Annotated in this window: 14 protein-coding genes; 8 read left to right on the top strand and 6 right to left on the bottom strand. The window is 67.3% G+C overall.

Features of this window, described 5'->3' with window-relative positions:
- The first annotated feature begins 30 nt into the window (after positions 1–30).
- From CXY82_RS09235 to cofD, 3 genes are read left to right on the top strand one after another with little or no spacing between them, the layout of a single operon-like run.
- Entirely contained in the window at positions 31–1,053 is a 1,023-nt protein-coding gene (locus CXY82_RS09235) for a putative F420-0 ABC transporter permease subunit (protein WP_104170729.1), read from the top strand.
- On the top strand, positions 1,044–1,910 hold the full coding sequence (locus CXY82_RS09240; protein ID WP_104170672.1) for an ABC transporter ATP-binding protein: 867 nt from the start codon (positions 1,044–1,046) through the stop codon (positions 1,908–1,910). Before CXY82_RS09235 ends, CXY82_RS09240 begins: the two co-directional genes overlap by 10 nt.
- Positions 1,907–2,908 (top strand): 2-phospho-L-lactate transferase, encoded by a 1,002-nt coding sequence (gene cofD / locus CXY82_RS09245; protein WP_104170673.1) that lies wholly within the window; start codon positions 1,907–1,909, stop codon positions 2,906–2,908. Before CXY82_RS09240 ends, cofD begins: the two co-directional genes overlap by 4 nt.
- A 160-nt stretch (positions 2,909–3,068) precedes the next feature.
- On the opposite strand, the gene cofC is transcribed toward cofD, so the two are convergent.
- The 3 genes from cofC to CXY82_RS09260 are packed head-to-tail and all read right to left on the bottom strand — an operon-like array spanning position 3,069 to position 5,547.
- A complete protein-coding gene (gene cofC, locus CXY82_RS09250) occupies positions 3,069–3,722 on the bottom strand; it encodes a 2-phospho-L-lactate guanylyltransferase (protein WP_104170674.1) in 654 nt (217 codons plus the stop codon).
- Positions 3,719–4,543 carry a coenzyme F420-0:L-glutamate ligase gene (cofE, locus tag CXY82_RS09255; RefSeq protein WP_199180925.1) on the bottom strand — a complete coding sequence of 275 codons (825 nt, stop codon included), beginning with the start codon at positions 4,541–4,543 and terminating at the stop codon, positions 3,719–3,721. The genes cofC and cofE overlap by 4 nt, the downstream gene beginning before the upstream one ends.
- A gap of 2 nt (positions 4,544–4,545) precedes the next feature.
- On the bottom strand, positions 4,546–5,547 hold the full coding sequence (locus CXY82_RS09260; RefSeq protein WP_104170675.1) for a TIGR03557 family F420-dependent LLM class oxidoreductase: 1,002 nt from the start codon (positions 5,545–5,547) through the stop codon (positions 4,546–4,548).
- A 165-nt stretch (positions 5,548–5,712) separates the two neighbouring features.
- On the opposite strand from CXY82_RS09260, the gene CXY82_RS09265 reads away from it, so the two are divergent.
- Positions 5,713–6,549 (top strand): exodeoxyribonuclease III, encoded by an 837-nt coding sequence (locus CXY82_RS09265; protein ID WP_104170676.1) that lies wholly within the window; start codon positions 5,713–5,715, stop codon positions 6,547–6,549.
- A 447-nt stretch (positions 6,550–6,996) separates the two neighbouring features.
- Here CXY82_RS09265 and CXY82_RS17035 read toward each other — a convergent pair whose 3' ends face one another.
- Positions 6,997–7,497: a hypothetical protein gene (locus CXY82_RS17035; RefSeq protein WP_146069094.1), complete on the bottom strand. Its 501-nt coding sequence runs from the start codon at positions 7,495–7,497 to the stop codon at positions 6,997–6,999.
- Between the two features lie 149 nt (positions 7,498–7,646).
- On the opposite strand from CXY82_RS17035, the gene CXY82_RS09280 reads away from it, so the two are divergent.
- Positions 7,647–9,014, top strand: coding sequence for a hemolysin family protein (locus CXY82_RS09280; protein WP_104170731.1), 1,368 nt, complete (start codon positions 7,647–7,649; stop codon positions 9,012–9,014).
- The gene (locus CXY82_RS09285) at positions 9,007–10,047 is read left to right on the top strand and encodes a hemolysin family protein (RefSeq protein ID WP_104170678.1); all 1,041 of its coding nucleotides are present in this window, start codon (positions 9,007–9,009) and stop codon (positions 10,045–10,047) included. Before CXY82_RS09280 ends, CXY82_RS09285 begins: the two co-directional genes overlap by 8 nt.
- A gap of 73 nt (positions 10,048–10,120) precedes the next feature.
- Here the strand turns inward: CXY82_RS09285 and CXY82_RS09290 are convergent, their stop codons facing one another.
- The gene (locus CXY82_RS09290; protein WP_199180926.1) at positions 10,121–10,807 is read right to left on the bottom strand and encodes a TetR/AcrR family transcriptional regulator; all 687 of its coding nucleotides are present in this window, start codon (positions 10,805–10,807) and stop codon (positions 10,121–10,123) included.
- Between the two features lie 114 nt (positions 10,808–10,921).
- Here CXY82_RS09290 and CXY82_RS09295 point away from each other — a divergent pair, with 114 nt between their 5' ends.
- Positions 10,922–11,623 (top strand): DUF4386 domain-containing protein, encoded by a 702-nt coding sequence (locus CXY82_RS09295; protein ID WP_104170680.1) that lies wholly within the window; start codon positions 10,922–10,924, stop codon positions 11,621–11,623.
- Positions 11,624–11,671: 48 nt separating this feature from the next.
- On the opposite strand, the gene CXY82_RS09300 is transcribed toward CXY82_RS09295, so the two are convergent.
- A complete protein-coding gene (locus CXY82_RS09300) occupies positions 11,672–14,572 on the bottom strand; it encodes an AMP-binding protein (protein WP_370443696.1) in 2,901 nt (966 codons plus the stop codon).
- Here CXY82_RS09300 and CXY82_RS09305 point away from each other — a divergent pair.
- Positions 14,561–15,259: a CHRD domain-containing protein gene (locus CXY82_RS09305; RefSeq protein WP_158252160.1), complete on the top strand. Its 699-nt coding sequence runs from the start codon at positions 14,561–14,563 to the stop codon at positions 15,257–15,259. The genes CXY82_RS09300 and CXY82_RS09305 overlap by 12 nt on opposite strands.
- Positions 15,260–15,387: the final 128 nt, after the last annotated feature.

Consider the following 15,387-nt stretch of genomic DNA (forward strand, 5'->3'; position numbering starts at 1 on the left):
CCGGAACGCACGGCGGCCCAGAGCCGTCGCGTGGCCGGGCGCGCGCGCTACCTGGGCTGGCTCGCCCTGTCGGTCCTGGCCCTCGTGCTCACGGCGGGGCTGGCCGTGACCATCGGTCCGGCCGACGTGAGCCTGACGGATGTCGCCGCGAGCCTCGCCGGGCACCTCGGCCTGCCGGGCGCCGCCGGGGTAGCCCCGCTGACCGACTCGATCGTGTGGCAGCTGCGCCTGCCGCGCGTGCTGACCGCGGCCGCTGTCGGCGCGGGGCTCGCGCTCTGCGGCGCGGTGATGCAGTCGGTGACCCGCAACCCGCTGGCGGACCCCTACCTGCTCGGGCTGTCGAGCGGGGCCTCTCTCGGCGCGGTCTGTGTGATCGTTCTCGGCGTCGCGGTGGCGCTGCCGGCCGCGGCGTTCCTCGGCGCGCTGGCAGCCCTCGTCGCCACGCTGAGCATCGCGCGGGTCGGCAACACGATCACGCCCGGGCGCGCGGTGCTCTCGGGCCTGGCCATCGCGCAACTGGGTGCGGCCGGTACGTCCTTCATCATCTTCTGGGCAGCCAAGGGCGACTCCTACCGGGAGATCCTCAACTGGCTGCTGGGCTCGCTGGCCGGCAGCTCGTGGTCGAGCGTCGTCATCTCGGGCACCGCCCTCGTGGTGGTCGGGGCCGGGATCGTGCTCTCGGCCACCCGTCTGGACGCGTTCACCTTCGGGGATACCGCCGCGGCATCCCTCGGCATCAACGTCAACGGCACTCGGTGGATGCTGCTCGGCGCGGTGGCGCTACTGACCGGCGCCATGGTGGCCGTGAGCGGGGCCATCGGCTTCGTCGGCCTGATCCTGCCGCACCTGGTGCGCGGCCTGAGCGGGCCCGGCCACCGCCGCCTGCTGCCGCTGACCGTGGTGCTCGGCGCCCTGTTCCTGATCGTGGCCGACACGGTCGCCCGCACGGTGTTCGACCCGCGCGAGCTGCCCGTGGGCATCATCACCGCGCTGATCGGCGTGCCCGTCTTCATCGTGCTGATCAAGAGCAGAAAGGCCGCCACATGGTCGTGATCCTCGACCGGGTGTCGTTCCAGGTCGACGGCACCCCGATTCTGACCGATGTGTCGGCGGTCGTGCCCACGGGCGCAGTGACCGGCCTGCTCGGACCCAACGGGGCCGGCAAGTCCACCCTGTTGCGCCTGATCGCAGGGCTGGAGACACCGGATGCCGGCGGCGTCGAACTCGACGGAGCGCGATCCGGCAGAGGGTCCGGTCTGTCGCGGCGCGAGACCGCCCGGCGGGTGGCGCTGCTCGAACAGAACGCCGCGCCCAGCGTCGACCTCACGGTGCGCGAGGTCGTGCTCCTCGGCCGGATCCCGCACCGCAGCCGGGTGCTCGGCAGCTTCGGCGGCGACGACGACCACCGGGTGGCCGAGGAATCGCTGGCCGTGGTCGGCGGCAGCGACCTCGCCGACCGGGCGTGGCATACGCTCAGCGGCGGCGAGCAGCAGCGCGCGCAGATCGCCCGAGCGTTGGCGCAGCGGCCGAGTCTGCTGCTGCTGGACGAGCCGAACAACCACCTCGATGTGAGCGCCCAGCTCGGGCTGCTCGGGCAGGTGCGCGGGCTCTGCGCGGGCCCGGCCGGTACGGGCCTGACCGCGATCATGGCCCTGCACGATCTGAATCTGGCCGCCGCGTTCTGCGACCAGATCCTGCTGCTGCACCACGGGCGACTGGTCGCGGCCGGCACCCCCGAGGCGGTGCTGCGGCCGGCGACCATCGCGGAGGTCTACGGCGTGGACTGCGACGTGATCCCACATCCGCGCGGCGGGCATCCGGTGATCGTGTTCGCTCCATCCACGCCGATTCCGGCCTTCCCGCCTCCCCGTGAACCCGAAGTCACCCAGCATGGAAGAGCGCACAGATGACGACCATCACCGTTCTGGCCGGCGGCATCGGCGGCGCCCGGTTCACCCGCGGGCTGCTGAAGCACCTGGCGGAAACCGAGCCGGAGGCGACGGTGACGGTGATCGTGAACACGGGCGATGACATGTGGCTGGACGGGCTGCGCATCTGCCCGGACCTCGACACCGTGATGTACACCCTCGGCGGAGGCATCAACGAGGAGCAGGGCTGGGGGCGGCCCGAGGAGTCCCGCCGCGCCTCCGCTGAGATCGCAGCCTACGGGCGCGGCTGGTCCTGGTTCACGCTCGGCGACCTGGATCTGGCCACCCACATCGTGCGCAGCGACCTGCTCCGGAACGGCTCCACGCTGAGCGAGGCCACCGAGTTCCTCTGCCGCCGCTGGCAGCCCGGGGCGCGCCTGCTGCCGATGAGCGACATCCCCGTCGAGACACATGCCCGACTGGCTATGGATGCCGATGAGCACCGGGCCGGCGAGCTGATCCACTTCGAGGAGTGGTGGGTGCGCTACCGCGCCGGCGTTCCGGCGACCGAGTTCGTGCAGGTCGGACTTGAGTCCGCAGTGCCCGCGCCGGGCGTCGTCGACGCCATCATGACGGCCGACCTGGTGATCCTGCCGCCGTCGAACCCGGTCGTTTCGGTCGGCACGATCCTCGCCGTACCGGGCATCCGGGACGCCCTTTGTTCCAGCGCCGCCGCGGTGGTCGGCGTCTCGCCGATCATCGCGGGCGCGGCCGTGCGCGGCATGGCCGACGCCTGCCTGCACACCATCGGCGTCGAGACTACGGCCGAGGCCGTGGGCCTGCACTACGGCTCCCGCGCCGCGGGCGGCGTGCTCGACGGGTGGCTGGTGGACGAGACGGATGCCGGCGCGCTGCCTGCGCTGGCGGCGGCCGGCATCCATTCGGTCGCCGTGCCGCTCTGGATGCGGGATGCCGCGACAACCATGCGGCTCGCGGCGGATGCGCTCGCCCTCGCTCGCGGCACCCTCTCCGTCGTCTGAGCGGCAGTAGCACAGCCGCGGCAGCTCCATCCATAGCGGCAACAGTTTCGACTCCCTGCCGCAACGGGCGTGCACGTAACCTCGGAGATTTTTGCGACACGCCGTTCACGGCGCTCACCCGGCGTTTTGCGAAAAATCTCCGACTGTAGCGACGCGCCGATCAGCGCGCGGCGTCCGACCCCGGGGCCTTGACGACCAGGAGGGTGTGCGGCCCGACGCCGAGACGCTGCGCCACCGCAAGGTCGGCGGCGGTATCGACGTCGTGACGGATCGAAACGGATGCCGCCAGCACGAGCGGCACATGGCCGGCGGCCTCATGGGCGGCCCGAGACCCAACCCCGAACCGAGGCTCGATCGGGACTCCGGCGAGCGCGAGCAGAGTCGTGGTGCCGGTTCCGGCCGCGTCGGGCACCAAACTGCGATCGTGCGCGGCGGCGAGGTGCAGAGTGCGCTCGACATCCGCGGGCGTCAGCGCCGGCAGATCGCCGGTCAGCACGGCCAGGTTCGCCTCCGGAAATGCCCCGCGGGCAACCATCAGTCCCTGCCGGATTGCCGCGTTCAACGGGTCTGCGGGCAGGATCGATTCGCGCACCGGGGCCTCGCGCACGATGTCGACCCCGAGCTCGGCCAGCCGACCCGAAAGTTCACCGTCGCCCGTGACGACCAGCACCCGGTCGACACCATGCGCCGCCAGCAGAGCCGCGACCGTGTCGAGAGCGAAGGCATCCGCCAGCCCGGCCCGATCGGGCCGCTCGCCCAGCCGGCTCTTCGCCCCGGGGTTGCCCTTGACGGGCACGATCGCCACCCAGCTCATTCGGTGACGGAAACGACGGATGCCGCGTCGACGGCGGCAGCGGCCAGCCCCGCCGCGTACCCTTCCGAGAAACCCTCGGCGTGCGCCTCGGCGCTCCCCAGCCGGAACATGTCGTTCTCGCTCGGCCGCAGCAGCCGGGTCGCTCCGCGCGCATCCGCTTCGTCGAGCTCGCCCACGAGGCGACCGAGCCCGCGCACGACCGCGACCGGGTTGCCGCTGGTCTTGCCCTTCACCAAATCGGCCGCGCCGGCGATCTCATCGGCGACCGCGGCGACGGTCACGTCGAGGCGCCGGCCGGACGCATCGGTCGTGCCGCGCAGGTCGTCGAGAACCGTGACTCCGGCGGCGCCGATCGCGATGTCGGTCTGGCCCTCACGCCACGGGCGCCCGACGGTGTCGGTGATCAGCACGCCGAGCCGCAGGCTGGTGCGTTCGTGGAGGGCTGTGCAGAGGGCGCGCGCGGAGGCATCCGGATCGACGGGAAGGAGCAGCACGAACCCGTCGGGGGTGTTGCTCGCGTCGACGCCGGCCGCCGCCATCACCAGGCCCTGGCGGTTCTCGACGATCCGCGTCATCCCGCCGGGAAAGGTGCGGGTCGCGACGACCCGCACCGTCTCGTCGGTGATCGCCTGCTCCCGATCGGCCGCCCGCACCTGGCGGCCCTCGGCCTTGGACACGATCTTGCTTGTCACCGCGAGAATGTCGCCGTCGCGCAGGCGGCTGCCTGCCGCGTCGGCGATGAGCGCAGCGAGGTCTGCGCCGGCCTCGACCTCACCGATGCCCTCCAGCACGAAAACGTGCAGGCCGGTTGGTTCTGGCACCACTAGCGCACGAGCTTCGGCAGCACGGATGCGCCGAAAACGTCGATCCACTGGCGCTGGTTGCGGCCCACGTTGTGCAGGTAGATGCGGTCGAAGCCGAGGTCGACGAACTTCTGGATGTAGGCCCGGTGGTCGTCGGGGTCGGCTGAGATGATCATGCGGCCCTCAAAGTCCTCGGGGCGAACGAGTTTGGCGATCTGCTCGAATTCGAACGGTGAACGGATATCCCCCTTCGGGAACTTCATCCCGCCGTTCGGCCACTCGACCAGGGCGTTCCGCATGGCCTCCTCGTCGGTTTCGGCCCAGCTCATGTGCAGCTGCAGCACCTTGGGCATAGCGGCCGGGTCCTTGCCGCCATCCCGGGCGCCGTCGTCGAACTTGCCGAACAGCATCGAGATCTTTTCCAGCGGGGCTCCGACCGTGATCAGGCCGTCGGCGTGACGCCCGGCGCGCTTGGCCGTGACCGGGCCGGCGGTGGCGACGAGAATCTCCGGGGCCACCTCGGGCATGGTCCAGAGCCGGGTCGACTCGAGCTTGTAGAACTGGCCGGAGTGCTTGACGTCCTTGCCTGCGATGGAGGCGGTGAACAGCTTGGAGATGATGTCAATGGCCTCGAACATGCGGTTGATGCGCTCGGGGGCTTCCGGCCAATATTGGCCGATGATGTGCTCGTTCAGAGCTTCGCCGGAGCCGAGGCCGAGCCAGTGCCGGCCGGGGTACATCGAGGCGAGCGTCGCGGAGGCCTGCGCCACCATCGCCGGGTGCCACCGGAAGGTGGGCGCGGTGACGCCGGGCCCGAGGTCCCCCTTCGTGCGCTCACCGATCGCCGCGAGCACGCTCCAGACGAACGAGGACTCACCCTGGGCGGGCACCCACGGTTGGAAGTGGTCGGCCGCCATCACCCCGGTGAACCCGTGTTCCTCGGCGTAGGCCGACAGGGCCACCGCCTCCGCGGGCGCGAACTGCTCCAGCATCGCCGCGTAGCCGATCTGCAAATCCGTCATGGGTACCGCCCTGCCTTTCGTTGTGGTTCGATCCTGTCACTCCCGGCTCCGAGAACTCCCCTCCCCACTTAGAAACGCCCGAGCGGCATCCGCCACGCGCGTAACGGCGCAGCACCGGCGTGGCCGGGAATCCGTCACAGCGCATCCGTCAAATAGGCTGGAAGCATGCGCATCGCCACCTGGAACGTCAACTCCATCCGTGCCCGAGTCGGCCGGGTCGTCGACTGGATGGTGCGCGAGGACATCGACGTGCTCGCGATGCAGGAGATCAAATGTAAGCCTCCGCAGTTCCCGGCGCAGGCGTTCGAGGACGCCGGCTACGAGCTCGCCGTCCACGGCCTCAGCCAGTGGAACGGCGTCGCGTTCGCCAGTCGCCTCGAGATGGCGGATGTCGCCACCGGCTTCCCCGGCATGCCCGGCTTTCTGAAGGGCCAGGAGGGTCCCGGCCTCCCGCTCGAGGCCCGGGCGCTCGGCGTCACGGTGGAGGACCTGCGGTTGTGGAGCCTGTACGTTCCGAACGGACGCAGCATCGACGACCCGCACTTCGCCTACAAGCTGGACTGGCTGGAGCGCCTGCGCGCGCACGCCCGGGACGAACTGGCTCGCGACCCGCACCTGGCCCTCGCACTGATGGGCGACTGGAACGTGGCCCCATTCGAGCGTGACATGGGTGACCCGAGCTTCGTTCCCGGCAAATCCACTCACATCTCCGAGCCCGAGCGGGCCGCGTTCCGCGCGTTCGAGGCGGAGGGCATCCTCGATGTGGTGCGCCCGCTGGCTCCGGAGGGTTACACCTTCTGGGACTACAAACAGCTGAGGTTCCCCCGCAACGAAGGCATGCGGATCGACTTCATCCTCGGCTCCCCCGCGTTCGCGGATCTGGTGACCGCGGCGAGCATCCACCGCAATGAGCGCAAGGGTGATGCGCCGAGCGACCACGTTCCCGTGGTCGTGGAGCTGGCCCTCGAGGGCGAAGACGACGACCGCCCGATGATCTTCTAACCGGCGCACCGAGCCGGAAACGTGCCGGCAACGGCGCGTGCGAGCGCGAGCGCGGCGGCGCTACTCGCACAATGTCTTCCGTACCCTGGGGGCGCCACAGTATCGCCACAAGATCGCCACAAGCGCGCCCAGCGACCTTCGTCACCGTCTCCGTCACCCGCCGCGTCGAGCCGACCCGCATCTCTGAGGCCACGCGCTGGGCTCAGCGGGGCCAGGACCTTCCTGGTCATGCCCCAGATCACCCGGATGCTGCACCCCTGGCTGCGACGGCGGCCCCCGGAGCTAGATGAGTGAGTCCGAATCGTTTGGTTGTGTCGCTTTCGCAAGGTCAGAGCTGACCGCACCGAGTGGCCTCGGTTCATCGAAGGCGGAACGCTGTGCCCGGCGTCGAACCAATTCGACGGAGATTTTAGGTCAAGCACCCGTTTTTGAGCCGAGACACGCTTTCTAAAGCAAAATCTCCGTCGAATTCGTTCGGAACGAGGCGCAGGGCCTCGGACTCAGCTCGGCCGGCATTCCCTCGCGTTGTGGTCCGGAGCCGTGTTCGGCTTCGAGCGATCGATGTCGTGCTCGGCCATCGGCCGGCCGGCCGCTAGATCGGGGCAGGCAGCGCCGCGACGGCCACCACCGCGAACAGCTCCGCAGCGTCCAGCCGGAGACGAACCGGCCGAAGATGTAGGCACCACCGGCATCACGACCCCCTTGATGACGGATGCCGCCGCCACGCGTTTGCGCCCCGACCCCGCCTTGAGCAGGCGCTCCCCGTGCAACGACATGCCGAACGTCAGGAGCAGCCGCACCCAGCACGGTTTCAGCCATCGGAGTGTGAAAGAACACCCGGTTGATGGCCAGCCCGGCGCCGACGCCGATGATGCCGAGGAGCTCGACGAGATAGCGTACCAGGATCACGAATCCGATGATGGAGAAGCCGACCAGAACACCGCCCACGCGACGAGCTTAGGGAGGCCGGAACCGAGAGTTTCCCAGCCACAGCCGGGCACCGCCCGATAGTCTTACCCTCCTCATGGACCCTGATAAACCCTCGCCCATCCAGCCACGCCTCGACATCCTGCGCCCGAATCTGAGAGGGCCACATGCTGTTTGAGTGGGCGATGGTGGGGGTCGGGCTTCTCCTCACCGTCGGAACGGGCATCTTCGTCGCCGCCGAATTCTCCCTGGTCACCCTGAACCGCAACGAGCTCGAGGCCCGGCAGGAACGCGGCGAGAAACGCCTCGGCCCGACCATCAAGGCCCTGAAGATCACCTCCACGCACCTGTCCAGCGCGCAGCTCGGCATCACGCTGACCACCCTGTTGACCGGGTTCACCTTCGAGCCCGCCATCAGCTCGCTGCTGACCGGGCCGCTCACGGGCGCCGGCGTGCCCGAAGGACTCGTGCCGCTGCTCGGCACCATCATCGCCATTTCGCTGGCCACCCTGTTCTCCATGGTGATCGGCGAGCTGGTGCCGAAGAACTTCGCCCTGGCTGTGCCGCTGGGCACGGCAAAGATCGTGGTGCCCCCGCAGGCCCTGTTCACCGCCGTATTCAAGCCCGTCATCCTGCTGTTCAACAACACCGCCAACGCCCTGATCCGCCTGGTCGGCATCGAGCCGAAAGAGGAACTCTCGGGTGCCCGCAGCGCCGAAGAGCTCAGCTTCCTCGTGCGCCGGTCCGCGACGGAAGGCGTGCTCGACAACGACCACGCGGCCATGCTGCACCGCACGCTGCGCTTTGCCAACCACACGGTCGACGACGTCATGACCCCCCGGGTACGGATGTCCTCGGTCAAGGTCACCGACTCTGCCGAGAGCATCCTGGCCCTGTCCACGGCCACCGGCTACTCCCGCTTCCCCGTGATCGACAGGGATTCCGACGACATCGTCGGGGTGCTGCACGTCAAGGCGGCCTTCGCCGTCGAGCTGGCGCAACGCGACCAGGTCACCGCCGACGAGCTGAAGGTGGAGGCACTGCGTGTGCCCGAGTCGATGGCCGTCGACACGCTCCTGGGCCTGCTGCGCAGACAGGGCTTCCAGATCGCGGTCGTCGCGGACGAATACGGCGGAACGGCGGGCATTGTCACTCTCGAGGACCTCGTCGAAGAACTCGTGGGCGAGCTGGAAGACGAGCATGACCGGGCGAAAGCCGGCGTCATCCGTTCGGGGCGTTCCGTGGTGTTCGACGCCGGCTGGCGGCCGGACGAGCTGTTCGATCGTACGGGCGTCACGGTTCCCGAGGACGGCGACTACGAGACCGTCGCGGGCTTCATCGCCGATCAGCTCGACCGCATTCCCGAACTCGGCGACGAGGTCCCCGTCGACGGGGGCATCCTGCGGATCGACCGAGTCGATGGCGTGCAGGTTCAGCGCGTGCGCTACACCCCGGAAGACCCCGAGCACGATCCGAGCCTGGCCACCAGACACGACCGAATCGTCACCCGAATCCAGAAGGACCTGACCCATGAGTGAGTACTGGCCGGGCCTGATCTGGCTCGTCGTGTTGTTGACCGTCAACGCGTTCTTCGTGGGCGCCGAGTTCGCTGTGATCTCGGCCCGCCGGTCGCAGATCGAGCCGCTCGCCGCCCGCGGCAACAAGGCGGCGAAGACCACCCTCTGGGCGATGGAACACGCGACCCTGATGCTGGCGACCAGCCAGTTGGGCATCACCGTATGTTCGCTGCTGATCCTGAACGTGTCCGAGCCGGCCATCCACGGCCTGCTGGAGTACCCGCTGGCCCTGACCGGACTCTCTGAGCGCGCGATCAGCGTGATCGCCTTCGCCATCGCGCTCGCGCTCGTGACGTTCCTGCACGTGGTGTTCGGCGAGATGGTGCCCAAGAACATCTCCTTCTCCGTGCCCGACCGCGCCGCGCTCATCCTGGCGCCGCCGCTCGTTCTCGTCGCCCGCATCTTCAGCCCGGTGATCGTCAGCCTGAACTGGCTGGCGAACGGGGTGCTGCGCCTGTTCAAGGTGCAGCCGAAGAATGAGGCGACCAGCGCATTCACCCTCGACGAGGTGGCCGGCATCGTGGAGCAGTCCACCCGAGAGGGCCTGCTGACGGATGCCTCGGGCACCCTCTCCGCCGCGTTCGAGTTCACCTCGAAGCGAGTCTCCGACGTGGAGGTGCCGATCGGCTCAATGGTCTGCCTGCCGGCATCCGCGTCACCCGCCGACATCCAGCGGGCCGTCGCCCAGCACGGCTACTCCCGGTACATCCTCACTGACGTCGACGGGCAGCCCACGGGCTACCTGCACCTGAAAGACGTGATGGACCTCACCTCCGGGAGCACGTTCACGGAGCCGGTGCCGGCCAAACGCATCCGTCGCCTGGCCTCCGTGTTCCGGGGCAGCGAGCTCGAGGATGCCCTGGCGTCAATGCGGCGCCTCGGTGCGCATGTCGCCACATCGTTCGACGCTGACGGAGTCGCCACGGGCGTTCTGTTCCTCGAGGACATCATCGAGGAGCTCGTCGGCCAGGTCGATGACGCCACCACCGTGTAGGTGACGGCCGGGGCGCGGCTGCCGCGTGGAATGTCAATGGGTGCCCGTCACGTGTGTCTCATGACGCCCTCATTCATTCAAAGGCCTGATCGGTGTCTCGCATGGTCTCGAGTCCGTCGAGCATGAGGTCGAGCCCGACCAGGAATTCATCCCCATAGGAGTATCCGGGCTTCAAGACGTGGTCGGCCGTGAGTTCAGCCAGGTACGGGTACTCGCTTGTGGGCAGCTGCGCCAGCATGATCGCGGCCATCACTGCCGTCTCTTCCGGCGTGCTGAAGGGCAGGCTCTTCTCCTGCATCGCGAACCCGTAGATATAGCTGTCGACAGCGGAGAACGCGTGGGCCGTCTTCTCGATCGAGAAACCGCCGTTGCGGAAGGTTCCGATCACCCGGTCGTGGTGCCGGAGGGTGCCCGGTCCCGGGTTCGTTCCGGAGTCACGAACGGTCGTAGCCCAAGCATGACGGGCGAGGACATCCCGGAATGAGATCGAGCGCTTTCGGATGGCCGGCTTCCACTCATCGCTGTGTGACGGCAATTCGATCTCGCTGAAGATCGCATCGGCCATGGCGTTGATGAGGTCATCCTTGTTGGCCACGTGGTTATAGATCGACATGGCCTTCACGTTCAGGTCCTCGCCCAGACGCCGCATCGTGAGTGCTCCAAGCCCCTCAGTGTCGGCGAGGCGAACGGCGGTAGCGATCACCCGCTCGCGGTTCAAACGAGCTCGGGGTGCGGGTGCTGCTTCACGTGCTGCTGCCAAGTTTCTCTCCTGCACTCATAGCCGTTGACAAACCTTACCACGTACATATATTTTACTTACATTATAAGCATACGTCGTAAGCTTTAGCCGCAGATACAGTAAGGATTGCGAGCCATGACCACTCACCTTCACCCCGCGCCCAGCACCACAGCGCCGGCTGTCACCCTCAACCCCTTCCGCTGGGCGCAGCGAACCGGGGCCCTCGTAACGGGCACCGCCCTCACGGCCATGGTGTTCCTCTCGATCTTTGGTTATTTCATCGCCATCAACGGCCTCGTGACCGCCGGTGATGCGGAAAAGACGACCGACGCCATTTCCGCCTCGCCGGCGCTGTGGCTCGCCGGGATCGGCGCACTGTGTGTCGTCGTCGTGCTGGACGTCGTCGCCGCCGCCGGCACCTACGCGCTCTTCAAGCCCGTCAGCCGTGTTGTCTCCGCTGTTGCCGGGTTGATCAGAATCGCTTTCGCCGGGTGGTTCATGGTCGCCCTCAGCCGGCTCGTGGTCGCCTTCAACAACCTCGATACCCCGGAAGCCGCGCTGGACGACATCGACTCGTTCTCGTCGATCTGGAACACCGCCCTGGGCCTGTTCGGGGTGCATCTCCTCCTGATCGCCTATCTGTCGATCCGCTCCGGCTTCATGCCGAAGGTCTTTGGAATCCTGATCGGTCTCGCCGGCATCGGTTACATTGCCGACCTCATCGGCCTGGTGGTGGCACCCGCTTTCACCCCGACCTTCGGCCTGTTCGGCTTCGTGGGCGAGACCGCCATGATCTTCTGGCTGCTCATCGGGGGACGACGTCTCCCGCGTTCCTAACCGCACCCGACCTCGCCCCGAACTATGCCCCGCTCATCCAGCCCAACGTCACCGCCGGCGACCGGCCGACGTTCTTGTCGCGAATACATTGGTCATAAGCGTGCGGGTTGCGACCGCGGGATGACGAGTCCACCAAGCGCTCAGTGCGTAATACCCTCGCCAGGCGAGGATACCCACCGCGAAGGAGGCGAGGGTGGCGAGCAGCGGTACGTCGTTCCCGAAAAGCGGGAAGACCTGCCAATGGACGAGATATACGAACAACGATGCCGAGGCCACGACGCTCAGCACCGGCACCAGAATCCGCGGGAGGGGCACGGCCGGAAGCCAGAGGAGAAGAAGCAGTCCCGCTATCGTGGTCGCCTCGCGGGCCGGGTCGCCGAAGAAGCCCGGAACGGAGAGCACGACGACCGCCGAGCTCAGCACCCGCCGCGTGACGTCCGTGGAACGTGCGATGAGCCAGCCGAGAGCGATGAGCCAGAGCACGATCGGCAGCGAATACCGTTCGGTCGGCCCGGCCTCGACCCCTCCGGTCAGCAGCAGGCGAAGCAGAAGCGCCCCCGCAAAGAAGGACGCCGCGAAGACGAAGGGGTATCGGCGCTCGATCCGGTCGAGCTGGGGCACGCAGAAGAGAAGCGCCAGGCCGAGGATCGTCCACACGACAGATTCCAGGAACCAGTACTGCCATTGCACCGTCCAGCGTTCGTCGCCGCCGAGCAGGTTGTGCAGCATGAAGACCGTCGCGGGTTCGTACATCCCTCCAATCAGGGCAACTCCACCGATCCACAGCACGGCCGGGACGAAGATCTGGACGGCGCTGCGCAGAAGCTTCCCGAGCCGCATCGGCCGAGGTACATCGGCGAACTGGAATCGGGCCAGGTTGTAGCCCAGGATTCCGAGCAGCAGGTGAGCACCGCCCTGTATGTGGAAGAGGTTGGCGTGCGTCCCCGTGATGAGCGCGATGGCGATAGCCCGCAGCAAGACGGATGTCTCCATGCGCGCCAGCGACCGTCGGGGTCGCGCCCCGGACGGTGCGGTTCGGCGGTTGGCCAACTCCCGGGCCGATTTCGCGGGCCAGTCCCTGGGGAGCGTGCCGAGCATCTGCTCGAGCCGCACCGAGACCTCGACGTAACTGAGCGAGTCGCCGTGCAGCGCGACGAAGCTGTCGTCCAGGACCGCATCCGGGCGGTCGAGGAGGGTTGAGTAGAGCGCCCGAATATTCTCCGCCGTCACGGTCCCTCTGCGATCCACCAGCGGGACTTTGCGCTCGAGGAGCGCCGCCTCCCGGAGCAGGCTCGCGGTGTCTGGCTTGCCGCTGGACGTCAGGGGGAACTCCGCGACAAGGTGCACCCGGACGCTGTGATCGGGCAAGCCAAGCGCCTCCGCGGCGATCGGCGCGACGAGCCCGAGGGCCCACCGCTCTCGCACGAAGACCACAAGGCGTTCCTCATGGTTCACCGCCCTCGCTTCGACACCGTCGTCGTCAAGGAGCCGTTCGACCCGGTCGAGGTCGATCCGCAGGCCGTATATCTTGACGAAGCGACTGCTCCGCCCGACGATTTCGAAGAGTCCGTCGTCGTGCTGGCGGGCTAGATCGCCGGTGCGCAGATCCCCCACTGTCGGTCCAGCGGCGAGTTCCTCCGGGCTCTCCGCGTATCCCATCATGACGTTCGGCCCGGTGTACACGAGGTCACCGACCGAGTGCTCGTCGGCGTCGTCGATGCGGAACTGCCCGCCCGGTATCGGGATTCCGATGGATTCAGGCCGGGTCGCCGCCAACTCCGGCGGCAGGTAGGCCATCCGTGCGGTCGCCTCCGTCTGTCCGTACATGACGACGAAATCGAATCCACGTTCCTGCCCCAGCCGGGCGTAATCGCGCACCCGGTCGGGGCCGAGCCGGCCGCCGGCCTGAGTGATGTAGCGCAGGCTCGAATGTTGGCGCCCAGCGAATCCGGTCGAATCGAGAAGGTCGAAGGTGTAGGGAACGCCGGCGAAGGAGGTGGCCCCTGCCGCGTCGAACTCGTTCCAGAATTCAGACTCGACCACCGAACGCTCGGTGAGGAGCAGGCTCGCCCCGGAGATCAAATGGCTGTTCACGACTGAGAGGCCGTAGCAGTAATGCATCGGCAGGGTTGTGGCCGCCCGGTCCTGCTCGGTCAGGGCGAGGTAGTCGGCGATGCTTCTCGCGTTGCTGCGCACATTCTCGCGTGACAGCCGAACGAGTTTCGGCGATCCTGTCGAGCCCGAGGTGCTGAGCAGCAGTGCCAGCTCAGGGTGCAACGTGTGCCGGCTTCCCTCGCGTCGCTCATCCAGACGCCATTCGCCGCCGACGGGCGCCAAAACCACGTCGGGGTCGTAACGCTCAAGGAGCCCGTTCCTGTTCCGCTCCTGGCTCGGCTCGTCCCCGTCGCCTGCGATGAGGAGAACTGGATGCCCCGCCGCGAGCGCGGCGAGATAAGTCACCAGGGGCTCCAGGGCGTTCGCGCACGACACCATGACAAGTCGGCGGCCGTCTCCCAATAATTCCCGCCGGTCACGGACCAGTTCGTCCAGTTCGGCGTAGTTTATGGTTCCATTCGCGGTCACAAGGGCAGTCGCGGACGGATCACCGGAGAGGAGTCGGAGGGCCTCAAGACCGCCCGCCGGGTCGCGTTGGGTGCTCCTCAGTGGTTCTACCGCACATATTTTTGCGGGCGGGAATGCATCGTATGTTTTGTCGGTGCGCACGGCTGTCTCTGGTCGAAGTTTTCCCCCGCAGTCAAACTGAGGCAAGGCTAACCTTAGTTCAAGAACCCTGTGGATGGACCGGCAAAACTGCGACCTGCTCGGATGACCGACACGCACCCGGCCTTGTCTACATGACCAAACCTCATTACTGTCCGCTCCGAACCACCCATGATCAACGGGATCTCCTCGTTGACCGCTGACCAAGGAGTAATCGTGAAACGACATTCCATCGGAATTCTCGGAGTTTCGACTGTTGCGTTGTTCGCCGCAGCCGTACTCGGGTCCGGAGCAGCTCAAGCGCAGACCACGCAATCCGAACGCACCCCCAAAACGGTGACGTTGACCGCGAACCTCACGGAACTCAACGGCTCCGGGGCATCCGGAACTGCAACCGCGACAGTTCGCAACCAGAAGATCAAGCACATTGAAGTGCACGCCTCCGGGCTGACGCCCGATGCCCCGCACGCTCAACATATTCACTACGGCAACCAGGCGATGAAGGAGTGCCCCACCATCGCACTGGACAGCAACGGTGATGGCCGCCTGAACACCGTGGAAGGGATTCCCGCCTACGGACCGGTCGTCGTCTCACTGACGACGACAGGGGACACCTCACCGGCCAGCTTCCTGGACGTCACCCGTTTCCCGGTGTCTGAGAGCGGCAGCTACCACTACAGCCGCGACAATCTCCACATCACCAAGGTGGCGGGAACCGGATACCCCGGCCCCAGCGAAACGGGAACGGCGAAAGAGATCGCTGATTCCATCCGCGAGGGCGAAGGCGTCGTCGTGATCCATGGCGTCGACTACAACGGCAACGGCGAGTATGACTTCAGCCAGGGTCCAAGCGAGCTCGACCCGAACCTGCCTGCAGAAGCAACGGATCCGGCCGCCTGCGGCATCCTGGAATAGACAACACCCTCAGCACGACTCTGGGTTGAAAGCGCCTATGGCCCATCCTGCCGGATGGGCCATAGGCGTGCCGGAATCACTGTCGCGGGGAGAATGGCCATGAGTTGCCTGGAACGGCGGGTCGGTCG

This window comes from Cryobacterium sp. M23 (genome assembly GCF_002929655.1).
Taxonomy (GTDB): Bacteria; Actinomycetota; Actinomycetes; order Actinomycetales; family Microbacteriaceae; genus Cryobacterium; species Cryobacterium sandaracinum.